13 protein-coding genes are annotated in these 13,389 nt (G+C 64.0%); 6 read left to right on the forward strand and 7 right to left on the reverse strand.

The features are described from left to right. Position 1: 1 nt before the first annotated feature. Genes AWB95_RS06065 through AWB95_RS06080 form a run of 4 tightly spaced genes read left to right on the forward strand, consistent with a single transcriptional unit; the run spans position 2 to position 4,737 of the window. Positions 2-1,126 (forward strand): spirocyclase AveC family protein, encoded by a 1,125-nt coding sequence (locus AWB95_RS06065; protein WP_062539835.1) that lies wholly within the window; start codon positions 2-4, stop codon positions 1,124-1,126. Next, a complete protein-coding gene (locus tag AWB95_RS06070) occupies positions 1,119-2,021 on the forward strand; it encodes an SDR family oxidoreductase (RefSeq protein WP_062539851.1) in 903 nt (300 codons plus the stop codon). Before AWB95_RS06065 ends, AWB95_RS06070 begins: the two co-directional genes overlap by 8 nt. Then, entirely contained in the window at positions 2,014-3,498 is a 1,485-nt protein-coding gene (locus AWB95_RS06075) for an aldehyde dehydrogenase family protein (protein ID WP_062539834.1), read from the forward strand. Before AWB95_RS06070 ends, AWB95_RS06075 begins: the two co-directional genes overlap by 8 nt. A 21-nt stretch (positions 3,499-3,519) precedes the next feature. Next, positions 3,520-4,737 carry a cytochrome P450 gene (locus AWB95_RS06080; RefSeq protein ID WP_062539833.1) on the forward strand — a complete coding sequence of 406 codons (1,218 nt, stop codon included), beginning with the start codon at positions 3,520-3,522 and terminating at the stop codon, positions 4,735-4,737. Between the two features lie 80 nt (positions 4,738-4,817). Here AWB95_RS06080 and vapC read toward each other — a convergent pair whose 3' ends face one another. Continuing rightward, positions 4,818-5,222, reverse strand: a complete 405-nt coding sequence (gene vapC, locus AWB95_RS06085; RefSeq protein ID WP_062539832.1) for a type II toxin-antitoxin system VapC family toxin — start codon at positions 5,220-5,222, stop codon at positions 4,818-4,820. After that, positions 5,219-5,431: a type II toxin-antitoxin system VapB family antitoxin gene (locus AWB95_RS06090; RefSeq protein ID WP_062539831.1), complete on the reverse strand. Its 213-nt coding sequence runs from the start codon at positions 5,429-5,431 to the stop codon at positions 5,219-5,221. Before AWB95_RS06090 ends, vapC begins: the two co-directional genes overlap by 4 nt. Before the next feature lie 108 nt (positions 5,432-5,539). Between AWB95_RS06090 and AWB95_RS06095 the strand changes: the two genes are divergently transcribed. Continuing rightward, positions 5,540-6,658: a phosphotransferase family protein gene (locus AWB95_RS06095; RefSeq protein ID WP_062539830.1), complete on the forward strand. Its 1,119-nt coding sequence runs from the start codon at positions 5,540-5,542 to the stop codon at positions 6,656-6,658. A gap of 23 nt (positions 6,659-6,681) precedes the next feature. Here the strand turns inward: AWB95_RS06095 and AWB95_RS06100 are convergent, their stop codons facing one another. Both AWB95_RS06100 and AWB95_RS06105 read right to left on the reverse strand, forming a co-directional pair. Further along, the gene (locus AWB95_RS06100) at positions 6,682-7,554 is read right to left on the reverse strand and encodes a mycofactocin-coupled SDR family oxidoreductase (RefSeq protein ID WP_062539829.1); all 873 of its coding nucleotides are present in this window, start codon (positions 7,552-7,554) and stop codon (positions 6,682-6,684) included. Between the two features lie 66 nt (positions 7,555-7,620). Further along, positions 7,621-8,790 carry an NDMA-dependent alcohol dehydrogenase gene (locus tag AWB95_RS06105; RefSeq protein WP_062539828.1) on the reverse strand — a complete coding sequence of 390 codons (1,170 nt, stop codon included), beginning with the start codon at positions 8,788-8,790 and terminating at the stop codon, positions 7,621-7,623. Positions 8,791-9,176: 386 nt separating this feature from the next. Between AWB95_RS06105 and AWB95_RS06110 the strand changes: the two genes are divergently transcribed. Further along, positions 9,177-9,911 (forward strand): FadR/GntR family transcriptional regulator, encoded by a 735-nt coding sequence (locus tag AWB95_RS06110; protein WP_232315661.1) that lies wholly within the window; start codon positions 9,177-9,179, stop codon positions 9,909-9,911. A 30-nt stretch (positions 9,912-9,941) separates the two neighbouring features. On the opposite strand, the gene AWB95_RS06115 is transcribed toward AWB95_RS06110, so the two are convergent. The 3 genes from AWB95_RS06115 to AWB95_RS06125 are packed head-to-tail and all read right to left on the reverse strand — an operon-like array spanning position 9,942 to position 13,386. Beyond that, positions 9,942-10,565, reverse strand: a complete 624-nt coding sequence (locus AWB95_RS06115) for a DUF3558 domain-containing protein (protein ID WP_062539826.1) — start codon at positions 10,563-10,565, stop codon at positions 9,942-9,944. A 5-nt stretch (positions 10,566-10,570) separates the two neighbouring features. After that, positions 10,571-12,208 carry an MCE family protein gene (locus AWB95_RS06120; RefSeq protein ID WP_062539825.1) on the reverse strand — a complete coding sequence of 546 codons (1,638 nt, stop codon included), beginning with the start codon at positions 12,206-12,208 and terminating at the stop codon, positions 10,571-10,573. Then, a complete protein-coding gene (locus AWB95_RS06125) occupies positions 12,208-13,386 on the reverse strand; it encodes an MCE family protein (RefSeq protein WP_062539824.1) in 1,179 nt (392 codons plus the stop codon). Before AWB95_RS06125 ends, AWB95_RS06120 begins: the two co-directional genes overlap by 1 nt. Positions 13,387-13,389 lie beyond the last annotated feature (3 nt).

Genomic DNA, 13,389 nt, shown 5'->3' on the forward strand with positions numbered 1-13,389 from the left:
CGTGACCGCCGAGCAGACAACACCTGCTACCGCCCCGCCCGCCGAACTGCGGCAGCGCTCATGGGCCGGACCCGTGTGGGTCGCGGTCGCGCTGGTGCTACTGGCGCTCGTTGCCGCCAACGCTCGCAAGGGTGCGGTGTCGCCGCGCATCCGCAATCCCGAGGTCCATGGCGCGCCAAGGCCGGTGGAGCCGTTGTTCGGCTATCACCATTGGCTGGATCTGTTCCAGATCTTCACGATCGTCTCGATGCTCACCATTATCGCGGTCTACGTGGTGGTGTGGCGGCGTCATCCCAAACACCCTGTGCTGCTGATGGGAATCGTCACGACGCTCATCGTCTGGCAGGACCCCATCATGAACTGGTCACCGTATGCGGTGTACAACCCGGAACTGTGGCACTGGCCGGAGGACTGGCCGCTGGTGTCACTGTCGCCGACGGTGGAACCGTTCCTGGTGATCGGGTACATCATGTTCTACCTGGGCCCGTACTTTCCGGCGATCTGGATTCTGCGCAGGATTCAGGCCCGCAGGCCCGTCGACTCGTTTGTCTGGCGTCACCCGCTGATCAGTATGGCGTTGATCATTTTGCCGGTCGGGATCGTCGTCGACGCGATGCTCGAGATGACGTTGGTGCGCACCGGCTTTTACATCTACTCGCAAGTCGTTCCGTTCGGCTCGGCGTTCGCCGGAGAGACGTACCAATTCCCCTTCGTCTGGGAAACGGTGATGGTGACGTTCGTGATGATCCCGGCCGGTGTACTGCTCTACCGCGACGACACCGGCCGCACCGTGGCCGAGAAGTTGGCCCAGCGGGCGCGGATGTTCGCCGGCCGGCCCGCACTCGGCATGTTCGTGGTGATGTTCGTGCTGGTCAACCTCGCCTACTTCGGCTACGGCACCGGCTTCGCGATCATCAAGTGGACCAGGACCGCCACCTCGGTCGCCTGTCCGTGGCCGTATCCGGAAGCCAAAGTGTATGACCCGCAAGGCTTCTACGAAAAGAACGGACAACCCGGACCATACTCGGTCGGTATCTGGTCAACCTGGATGAGCGCACAGCCGAACGGACGTCCGCATGTCGAGCCGCCTCCGGACGGCGGGCGATGTGGGCCCGGCCATGGGTGACCCGCGCACCGTCGTCATCACCGGCGCCTCGCGCGGACTCGGCCTGGCCTCGGCCGTGGTCCTGCACAAGCGGGGATGGCGAGTGGTGGCAGCGATGCGCTCGCCCGAAACTGGGCTGGAAGCACTGCAATCGAATATTGGTGCCGCAGTTGACGGTTCCCGACTGATCGCCGTCCCGCTGGACCTCACCGACTCCGCATCGGTGACGGCCGCCGCCAAGGCCATCGTCGAAGTCGTCGGAGCTCCCCATGCGCTGGTGCACAATGCGGGGATCTCGGCCGCCGGGATGCTCGAAGAGACGCCAATGGACCTGTGGGAGCGGATGTTTGCCACCCACATCTTCGGGCCGGTATTGCTCACCAAGACGCTGTTGCCGTCGATGCGGACCGCGGGCCGGGGGCGCATCGTGGTGATCTCCAGCCAGGGCGGGGTACGGGGCATGCCCGAGACGTCGGCGTACTCCGCGGCCAAGGGCGCACTCGAACGCTGGGCCGAATCGCTGGCCGGCGAGGTAGCACCGTTCGGACTGGGCGTCACCATCTTGGTGACGGGAACCTTCGACACCGACATCATCACCGACGAGGGGACCTCGGACCTCCGTGACTTCAGCGGGCCGTACGCGGCGTTGCACAACAAGATCGACCGGCGGGGCCGCGCCGCGATGACGTTGCTGGCGCGGCCGCCGGATCGTTTCGCCCTGCATCTCGCCGAGGCGCTGGACGACCGTGCGCCGTTCGCGCGGCATGCCGTCGGCGTCGACGCCCGCATGTTGATGGTTGCCAACCGGCTGCTTTCCAGTAAGGCTCTCCATAGGATGACCCGTCTGGCGATGGGCATCCCGCGTTCCGGCGCGCTGCGCAGCACCCCAACCACAGAGAGCGATAACCATGACTGAGGCTGTAAAGGTCCGTTTCGAGTCGAAAATGATGATCGACGGCAAACTCGTCGACGGCCAGGCCGGCACCTTCACCAACATCAACCCGGCTACCGAGGAGGCGATCGGCGAAGTCGCCGACGCGTCGAGGGAGGACATGCACCGGGCCATCGACGCGGCCCGGCGGGCCTTCGACGAGACCGACTGGTCGACCAACCACAAGCTGCGTCAGCGCTGCCTGTTGCAACTGCACGACGCGATCGACGCCGAGCGCGAAGAGCTGCGCGAGGAACTCATCCTCGAAGCCGGCGCGCCGCGGGCCATCACGTTCGGACCCCACCTGGACGCCCCGCTGGAAGACGGGCTTCGCTATCCCGCCAAGCTGATCGACGAGTACCCGTGGGAAACTGACCTGGGCGACAAGACGATCAGCATCACCGGCACGCTCACCACGCGCAAGGTGTGGCGGGAACCGGCCGGGGTGGTCGGTGCGATCGTGCCGTGGAACTTCCCGTTCGAGGTCACGATCAACAAGATCGGCCAAGCGCTGGCCACCGGCAACACCGTGGTGCTCAAACCGGCGCCGGACACCCCGTTCAATGCGACCCGCCTGGGCCGGCTGATCGCCGAGAAGACCGACATCCCCGCCGGTGTCGTCAACGTCGTCACCGCATCGGATCACCTGGTGGGTGAGGAACTCACGCTGTCGCCGAAAGTGGACCTGATCTCGTTCACCGGCTCGACCGCGGTCGGCAAGCGAATCATGGAAAAGGGCGCGGCGACCATGAAGCGGCTGTTCCTCGAGCTCGGCGGCAAATCGGCCACGATCGTGCTGGAAGACGCCGACTTCGGGATGGCCTGCGCGATCGGCATCGCGCCATGTATGCACGCCGGGCAGGGCTGTGCCAACCCGACCCGAATGCTGCTGCCGCGGTCCCGCTACGACGAGGGCGTGGCGATCCTCAAGAGCATCTACGAGAACGTCGTGCCCGGAGACCCGCAGGATCCCGGAACCTTGTGCGGCCCGGTCATTTCGGACAGACAACGCAAGCGGGTGCTGGGCTACATCCAAAAGGGCGTCGACGAGGGCGCGACGGCGCTGGTCGGCGGTCCGGACGCGCCGACCGGGTTCGACAAGGGGTTCTTCGTGCGGCCAACGCTTTTCGTCGACGTCGACAACTCGATGACGATCGCCCAGGAGGAGATCTTCGGGCCTGTGCTGGCTGTGATCCCATTCGACGACGAGGAAGATGCGATCCGGATCGCCAACGACAGCCCTTACGGGTTGGCCGGCAATGTCATGTCGGGGTCTTTGGAGCGTTCATTGGCGGTGGCGCGCCGTATTCGGGCCGGCTTCATCGGCGTCAACGGCGGCGCTCCGTACGGCGCCGACACCCCGTTCGGCGGATACAAGTACAGCGGCGTGGGGCGGCAGAACGGTGTGGCCGGGTTCGACCAGTACACCGAAATCAAATCCGTGGGCTATCCAGCGGGATAACGACATCGGGAAAGGGCACTAGTGCAGCTGTTTGACGATCTCGAGGATTTCGGGGCATTCGACGACGCGGTCTCCGGAGATGTCCGGGACCCGTATACCGAGCTGGCGCGGTTGCGCCGCGAGCAGCCGGTGCAACGCCTCGACTTCTCAGACATGCCGCACGACGAGTCCAAGCCGGTGTTCATCGTCTACCGCTTCGAAGAGGTGCAGCAGATGCTGCGCGACAACGAGACGTTCTCGTCGGCGATCATCATCGACGCGTTCGGCGACGTGCTGGGCCGCCACGTCATGCTCGGGATGGACGAGCCGGAGCACGGCCGTCACCGGTCCCTGGTCGCAAAAGCCTTCTCGCAGAAGGCGATGGCGAGGTGGGAGGACGAGCTGGTCGGGAAGGTCGGCAACGAGCTGATCGACCAGTTCGCCACCCGCGGCCGCGCCGATCTGGTGAAGGAATTCACTTTTCCCTATCCGACCCAGATCATCGCCGGCCTGCTCGGTTTGCCGCGCGAGGACTATCCGCAGTTCCAGCGCTGGTCGATCTCACTGCTGTCCTTCACCGTCAACCCCGAACGCGGCCGCGCCGCATCGGCTGCATTGACCGAGTACTTCACGCCGATTCTCGCAGCGCGGCGCGAGGAGCCGCGGGACGATCTGATCAGCGGTCTCGCCCAAGCCGAGATCGACGGCGAGAAGCTGTCCGACGAGGAGATCTTCTCGTTCTTGCGCTTACTACTTCCGGCCGGCGTCGAAACCACCTACCGCTCATTGGGAAACATGCTGTTCGGATTGCTGTCCAACAGCGATCAGCTCGACGCGGTGCGCGCCGACCGCTCGCTGCTGCCGCAGGCGATCGAGGAAGCGGTGCGGTGGGAACCGCCGCTGCTGACGATCACCCGGATAGCGACCCGTGACACCGAGTTGGCCGGGGTGCCGATACCCGCGGGCTCCTCGGTGATGCCGATGCTGGGCGCGGCCAACCGGCAAGACGACCGCTATCCCGACCCGGACCGCTTCGACATCTTCCGTTCGCCCAGGGCGCATATCGGCTTCGGTCACGGTGTGCATGTGTGCCTGGGAATGCACCTGGCCCGCATGGAAATGCGGGTGGCGATCAATTTGCTGTTCGACCGGCTGTCGAACCTGCGGCTCGACCCCGACGGCGACGATCCGCACATCCGCGGTCAGGTGTTCCGCTCGCCGACGTCGCTGCCGGTGCTGTTCGATGCGCAGTGCGGGTAATGGGCTTGTGGCGAGCAGGCGCCAAGACCTTCATTTCCAACGGAAATGGGAACTATTTGCGTCTGCTCGCCAAGGTAGAGCTAACGGAACGATGTGGCAGCGAGGGGGGCAATCCCTGCTATGACGTCAAAGTCCGCGTCGCGGTGCACAATGCCGACTCCATGACGAATGGCCACCGCTGCAATCAAGCAGTCGTTGATGCTGCGCACGGTTTGGCCCGACCGACGCGCTGACCGGTAAATTGAAGCGGCTGTACGGAAGTCGACGGCTTGGTCGACGGTCAGCGAGGGCAAGCCGTTCACCAACTGCTCGAGTCTTGCTTGCGCGCGGTCATCTGTTGCCCCGGACAAGATCTCCATTGCAATGGGTTCGCACATCGTGATCTGGTCCGCCTCCTCCGAGAGCAATCGACGGACTTCGACCGCAGCGGAAGAACCGGTCGCCCGGAAGTATTCGACCCAAGCCGAGGTATCCACCAGGATCATGAGAATTCGTCGGGCCGCTCACTGCGCAACTCCGCGAGGTCGCCGTTCCAGCCGACACCTTCGAGCCCAAGCAGGAACTCTCTTTTCAGCGGAACACCAACCAGCCGCCGCAGAGCCAACTCAACGGCTTCCTTCTTCGACTTCACGCCGAACCTGCGCATCACTTCGGCGACAAGCTCGTCGTCAATATCGATGTTGGTGCGAGACATACACCAATAATACACCTGGTATACACCACCAAGCTTTCCGGCACTCAGATGCCACCGATGCCGTATGGCTTACAGTTGTCGAATCGGTCGGACAGGGGTGTCCGACGAATGCTGCTGCTGGGAGGCACATTGTCGACGACGAGCGCTGACCGCCGGAACCGGCCGATACCGCGATGCCCGACCGACGTCACTTGCGAGTGGCTGTCGGCGGTACTCAGCACTGACCGAACGCCGGTCGAGGTGTCCGCGGTCGACGTCGTGCCCATCGGCACCGGGCAGACCGGGGCGACCTATCGGGTGTCGGCCAGGTATGCGAAGAACCCGGACGGCTTGCCGGACACCTTCGTGATCAAGCTGCCGGCCCAGGACGACACCGTCCGCGACCGCGTCACAATCGGCTACCGCAGCGAATGTGCGTTCTACACGGGCGTGGCAGACCGCGTCCGGGTCCCGACGCCGCAGTGCTTCTACAGCGAAATCACCGACGACGCGATGGAATATGCGCTGTTGCTGGCAGATCAGGCGCCCGCGGTGCAGGGCGACCAACTCGCGGGCTGCGGTGAGCAGGAGGCGCGGCTGGCCGTCACCGCACTGGCCGGTCTGCACGGGCCGAGCTGGTGTGATCCGGTCTGGCTGGACTTTCCCGGCATTGCCTTCGCACGCCCCGACCAGGCTTCGGCGAAGGGGCTGGGTGAGGTAGCGCAAATGAGCGCGGACATCACACTGGACAAGCTCGGCGACCGGATGAGCGCCGCCGACCGCGAGACCTTCACCACCGCAATGGGGTTGGTGACACCCTGGGTGCTGGCCGAGCGGGACCGGTTCGCCTTGCTGCACGGCGACTACCGCCTCGACAACATGCTGTTCGACCGCGACGCCAACACCGTCTCGGTGGTCGACTGGCAGACACTCGGTGTCGGCTTGCCTGCGCGTGATCTCGCCTACTTTACCGCCACCAGCCTCGTCCCGGACCTGCGCGCAGCCATCGAAGCGGACCTTGTCGACGAGTATCACCGGACACTTCTCGGCTACGGCGTCACCGACTACGACCGCGAAACCTGTTGGCGTGATTACCGACTCGGCATGCTTCAGGCGCTGCTGATCTCCGCCTTGGGGTTCGCGTTCGCCACGGCCACCGACCGCGGCGACGACATGGTGCTGACGATGTTGAGCCGCGGCTGCCGGGCCATCCGCGACCTCGGCACGCTGGACCTGATCGGGGGCTAGCCCCGGCCCAAATTACCTGGCCACTAGCCCGCGGGACCGTTGGGAAACTTCAACAAAGCTCCGGCGTCGACGCGGATCTGCTGGCCGGTGATGTATCGCGACTCGTCACTGGCGAGAAACGCAGCCAAGTTGGCGATGTCTTCTGGCTCGACGTAGGGGATCGGCATCGCCTGAAAGTGCGTGAACGCCAGTTCGGCGTCCTCCCGCGTCGGCTTGGTCCCGCGCATGTCCGGGCGGAAGACCGCGTAGAGGCCGTCGTTGTGGAGCAGGTGTGTGTTGCAGTTGGTGGGGTGGATGGCGTTTACCCGAATCATGCGGGGAGCCAAGTGCAGAGCCATCTGCTCGACGTAACCAATCAGGGTGTTTTTTGCCCAGGCGTACCCCGAACCTCCGGGACCCATCAACGAATTGCTGGTAGTGCCCGGCATCAGCCCTGCGGTCGACCCTGTGATGATCATCGATCCGCCGTCGGTGATCAGGGGCAAGGTCACCGCGACGGCGTTCATCACGCCAAGCAGGTCGACGTCCGTAGCGTCGACGAAATCCGATGGCTTCGGATTGCCCAGGGCCATAGGCAGAATTCCCGCATTGGCAACGAGGATGTCGAGGTGGCCGAGTTCGGTGACACCGGTTTGAACCGCATCACGCAGCTGATCGCGTTCACGCACGTCTGCCTTGACAGCGATACAGCGCCTCCCGAGGTTTTCGACCAGCTTGGATGTCGTTTCCAGATCCTCGATGGTCGACAGCGGATACTTGTTCGACTCGATCTGCTCGCAGATGTCGATGCAGATGATGTCTGCGCCGTCGTGTGCCATTCGGACCGCGTGGGCGCGGCCCTGGCCGCGTCCGGCCCCCGTGATGAAGGCAACCTTGCCGGTGAGACGACCATTCATTTGTATTCCTCATCCAATCCTGATGTGTTCGGGCGTATTCGGGTCGATGCGGTCCGCTGACCCGGATCAGGTCATGCCGAAGTCGATCACTCCACGGATATTGCGACCGTCGCGCAGATCGGCGAAGGCGTCATTGATGTCGTCGAGTTTGTAACGACGGGTGATCAATTCGTCGAGTTTGAGTGTGCCCGCCTCATACATCGACAGCAGCATCGGCATGCCGGCGCGTGGATTCATTTCGCCGTACAGCGAACCCTTGAGTGTCTTGCACGAGTTCACGACGTCGGTGAGGATGAGCGGCACCATCGTCTCCGATATCGGTGTCATACCGATCAGCACACAGGTTCCGCCCTTGCGAGTGAGCATCATCGCGGTGGTGACAAGATCGGGAGGCACTACTCCCGCGGCGACGACCACGGCGTCAGCCATCACGCCCCAGGTGATGGATTTGACCAGCGAGATCGCCGATTTCGCGTCGGCGACGGTGTGGGTGGCGCCGAAGGAGGGCGCAAGCTCTCGCTTGAACTCGATCGGGTCAACGGCCACCACGTATTTGGCGCCCGCCGAACGAGCACCCTGTACGGCGTTGATACCCACCCCGCCGACGCCAATGACGACGACGGTGTCACCCGGTTTGGTACGCGCACTAACGCTGGCGGCCCCGAAACCCGTCGGGACTCCGCAAGAGACGAGTGAGGCCGCTTCCAACGGAATCCAGTCGTGGACCTTGATCAATGAGCGTTCAGAGGCCACGACGTACTCGGAGAACGTGCCCACCTGCATCATGGCCATGAGTGGCTGACCGTCCAGGTGACGGCGCGACGTGCCGTCGGAAATCATTGTCTTGCTGTAGATGTCGGCGCCGACGTCGCACAAGAAGCTCGATCCAGAAGCACACCAGCGGCAGTTGCCGCACGCCGGGATGAACGACATCGCGACGTGGTCGCCCGGTGCGACGGTGGTGACGCCCGGCCCGACGTCCTCGACGACACCGGCGCCCTCGTGGCCGCCGATCATGGGGAACCACTCGGGAACGGGGATGTCGGCAGCGCGCATCATGGCGACCATCTCGTCGCCGGGCACGCTATCGCCGGTGACGAAGTGGTCGTCGGAGTGGCAGATCCCCGCGATCGCCATTCTCACCAGAACCTCGCCGGCTTTGGGTGGGTCCAGGTCGATCTCGGTGACGTCCCAGTCGCTGCCCACACCGTGCAGGATCCCGGCCCTGGACTTCATGATGTCTCCTCTGCAATCTCGCGCTAGGCGGAGCTAGGTGGGCACTTGCCACCCGCAGTCCTGTTGGCCCATGCATCAAAGCCTCCGAAATATCTATAGGTATATCATCCGAGGATCGAGAGGTTTCACCGCGTTATCTGTTCGCGCGGGACTGGGCGGCCTATGATCAGGTTGGTGACAAAACCGGGGAAGCTGGTATGCGTCATTAGTAGGCGTCTACCAGGTGTTTTAGGGGAAACAACGGCGGTGCGGCGGTTGCTGCTCGACGCGGTGCGTCGCCCCGCGGTAGAGTCCGGAGGCTGCGGGGGCCGGCCGGTCCATGCCCGGGGCCACATATCGGATGGGCGGTGAGGATGACGGAAAGATCAGACATTGCGTCAGCTGACGTGCTCGGGACCGACGAGCCCGAGCAGATCGCTGCACAGCTACGTGAACTGATGACCGGCGGCCACTATGCCGAAGGCGACCTGCTGGGCACAGAGGCTGAACTGATGGAGAAGTTCGACGTTTCGCGTCCGTCGTTGCGAGAAGCCCTGCGCATCCTGGAGCGCCGCGGCCTCGTATCGGTCATTCGGGGTGCGCGCGGCGGCGTGGTGGTTCACGAACCGGATCGCCAAATGGCGACATGCACGGCGGCGCTGCTGCTCCAATCACGCAACGTTGCGCTGACCGACCTCTTTGAAGCCAGCGCGATCCTGGAGCCGCCGGCTGCTCGCATGGTTGCCGAATCCGGGAGCAACAAGCGCGCGGCCAAAGAGCTGCGGGAGCTAGTTGTGGAACAGAAGCAGACGATCAGCGATCCCGACCGGTTCACCAACGCCGTTCAGCGCTTCCACGAACAGATAATTACCCTGGCCGGTAACCAGACGCTGCTGATGATCAAGGAGATGCTTCACGAGGTGATTGCGCGCGCTGTGGCCGATGTTGTGGAGCGCAGTCGCCACGACAGCCTCGCCGAGCGTCACCGGGTGATCCGCTCGCATGAGTTGCTGGTGACCCTGATCGAGGAAGGCAATGGTGAAGTGGCCCAGGCGCACTGGAACTCGCACATGGGCTATGCGCGTCGCCAACTGCTCGGGACGCAAGCAACCAACGTCATCAGGCTGTCGGATCACCGCTGATAGGCACGGATGCGGCCTTATGGGCCGATATCAGAAGACGTAGTAGGGGCTGAGCTGTTGGGCGCGTTGCAGATTGGTCCGCAGGCAGTCAGGCCCGTCCGGTGAATAGATCGGGGAGTAGAACAGCGACTGTTGAAGGACGCCGTAGCTGGTCTTAAACGCGATCATGCAGGTGATCCACCAACGGTTGTCCCAGTCGGTCGGTTTCATGATCCAGTACTGGGCCGAGCGGTGGCCGTTGATGTCGAATTCGACGGCATCGGCTGGCAGGGTGGCCTCGTATGTGCGCCAGATGACGGCCTCGACTGCCATCTGATAGTTGCCGGCGTCGTAATGGCAGCGCAGCCCCTCCTCGGGTTCCGGCGGGGTATAGGCGAGGCCGATCCGCTGGATGGCCTCGAGCGGAATGTCCTCGCAGGGGTCGAAGGGCCGCGGATTGACGGTCGCGATGACCGGCGACTTCGCCGATGTGGACGGAGTCGGCAACGGGGCCGCTGTCGAGCGCAGGTCCACCGTGGCCGGCGCAGGCGGTTGCGCCGGGGCGGAATGGAATACCAGGGCTAACGCCGACAGCAGCGCTCCGAGCACTGAAGTCAGGCTTCCCCTCCGACCGTGGAGCGGGCTGACTGCGTAATTCGTTCGCTGCTTGGACATGTCGGCTATTTCGGTTTGGGGTAGGTCATCAGGTCGACCCAATTCTCGGCCGGCCTGAACTGTGCGGCGCCGGCGGCGAACGTGGCGATATGACCGTCTTGGTCGAGGAACGCCCCCGATGTGGAGTCGTACGTCGTCATCGCTTCGCCTTGAGCCTGAGGTTGTTCGGCCGGCGGTGGCGGTGATTGCCCGTAAGGCGGCGCGATCTGGTCGGGTGGCGGGTGGTAGGGATACGGCGGCGGTGGGGGCCCGTCGGGCGGTGGGACGGGCAGCGGGTAGGGCGGAGTGTGCGCGGGTCCGGGTCCCGGCGCCACGCCGGGCGGAAGCCGAACAACCGGTGGGCCCGGGTCATAATCGGCATCGGGAGGCAACAGCGGATACTTGTTGGGTGGCAGGATGTTTCGTGGGTCGGTGACAGGGGTGTCGACCGGCACCGGCGGGCCACGCCAGGCGTTGCGTCCCAGGGGAACGTAGCCGACGGGATCACGGCACAGTTGAACAGTCGGGGCGCGCCGCCCGGGGAATTCCTGGCATGGGTAGTTGCGCGCGCCGCGCACGACGGTGGGGTCGTTTTGCGGAACCATGCAGTACATCGGGGGAAGGTCGCGCAGTGTCTCGTCGGCCGGGGAGCGAATCTGGTTGGGTGGGATGAAACCGACGTTGCACGGGGGCGGATCGTTCATGCTGATTTTGAAGTCGGCGCGTGCGCCTTCGTCGGGCGGAACCTGCTGGGCGATGGTCAGCAAGGACGCCGTCAGGGCGGGAAAGATCACCAGCACTTGTTCGAGTGACTTGTGATAGATCACTCCGATGCGGCCGAGATTCGCCAGATTTGCCGCCAGCATGGGAAACGTCGGTCGTATCCCGCGCATGGTTGCAGCCGCCTGGTCGGCGGTATCGGGAGTGTTTTGCAGGAGCGTGCGCACTTGCCCGTCGGCGCGGCGGACGTCGCCCGTGAAGCGTGCCAGCCCGTCGGCCAAGGATCTGATCGCGTCTCCGCTGCGGATCTGGGCGTCGAGGAATGGACCGCTCTCATCGATGAGGCCGGTGATGTCCTCGGCGTGGGTGTTGGCCTCGTCGATGAGTAGACGCGCCGATTCGATCAGTCGTGCCAACTCGGGCCCGGAGCCGTCAAATGCCGCAAACGTTTCCCGCAGCAGGTCACGCAGGCGACTTTGATTGATCGAATCGACGAGGATCTGGGCCCGGTGCAGCAGGCCGGCGACATCTTGGTTGAGCCGTGTGTGATCGCGGGTGATGCATGACCCGTCGCGCAATCTGGCCGATGAGGGGGCCGGCGGGGGGATGAGATCGACGTACTGTTCACCGATCGCAGACACGCTTTTGACAGTTGCGATGACATCGGCGGGCACTGGTGTAGAGGAATTGAGCCGCAGCGCCGCATCCACACCGTTGCGCATGGCAAGCGACACATCGGTGACACGGCCGATGGTGGTTCCCCGGTAGGTTACGTTGGCGTTCTTGTACAGCCCGCCGCTGGCAGCGAAATTCGCTGTCACCGTGTATGTTCCGATCCCGAGGGCGGCCGGCAGGCGGAGATAGAACACAGCTGTCACACCGACGGTGACCACGGTGACGACCGCGAAGATCGCCAATTGTCCCCGAACCAGACGGGTCAGCATCAGTGCGCTCCGGTGGCGGCAGCAGGCGGAATCTTGAACGGGTCGGCCGCTTGACCCGACAGGTTGGCGAGCGAGCCGACCAGATAGTCGGGCGGAGTGATCATTTCGTTGAGGTGCTTCATGTTCGGGTCCAGCGGCGAGGTGGTGAAGAGCGTCTCGCCCAGCTTGCGCACAGTGAGGTCGAAGGTTGCGTAAATGTTCAGGTAATCGCCGCGCACTGCCTGCCTGAGGCCGGGCTGTGGCAAGGGATAGGTCACCATCACCGGCAGTGCGGTAATGAGTTGATCGGCGTTGTCCGCCAACGCCTTCACCACTGGGTAGAGATCTTTGATGTCCTTGGCGAAATCCGTCTTGGTTTCGGCCAGCATGCGTGCCGCGACTGTGGCGAAGCGGCGCAACGCGGCAAAGGTGGCGACGATCTGGTCCCCGCTGGTGTTGAGGATCTGCAACGCGTGGGGCACTGTCCGCAGTGCTGCGTCGAGCTTGTCGTTGCCGCTGGCCAGCACTGAGGTGAATCGGTCGAGCTTTTCCATCGCGTGGACGATGTCGTTGCTTTGCTGGTCTGCAGCGGCGGCCAGCTCGGCGAGCCGCGGAAGGAAGTCGGCGAACTGTCCGGCCCGTGCTGCGGTGGCGTTGTAGAGCTCGTCGGTGACGTCTTGCAGCGCACCGAGATTGCCCTTGTTGACCACTACACCGAGCGACGACAGCACCTCTTCGGTCGTGGGATAGCGTCCGGCGTTGGCCATCGGGATGGTCTGGCCATTACCCAGCCGTGGCGCTGAGCGCTCGGAGTGTCGCGCCGCGAGTTCGATGTGCTGAGATCCCAATAGCGAGGTCTGAGCCACCTTGACCGTGACGTCGGTCGGAAGGTCGACGTGGGAATCCAGCGACAACTTGACCGCCGCGTAGAAGCTGCCGTCCGGGCGCTGCCGGGCTTCCATCCCCGAGACGCTGCCGACGGTAACGTCGTCGACCATCACCGGTGAGTTCTGCGCCAACGTTGCCACGTCGGGTAACTCGACGGTGACCGTGAACGAGCCTGGTCCATGTCCGGCTGTGCCGGGCATATCCAGGGAGTTGAGCCCGCCGAACTGGCAACCGGAAACCAGTAGAACCGTCGCGGCGCCGGCCAATCCGCACCGGACGGCCCGCGTTGCAAGGCGTTGGGCTACAGCCATTCT

This window comes from Mycobacterium celatum (assembly GCF_002101595.1).
Classification (GTDB): Bacteria; Actinomycetota; Actinomycetes; order Mycobacteriales; family Mycobacteriaceae; genus Mycobacterium; species Mycobacterium celatum.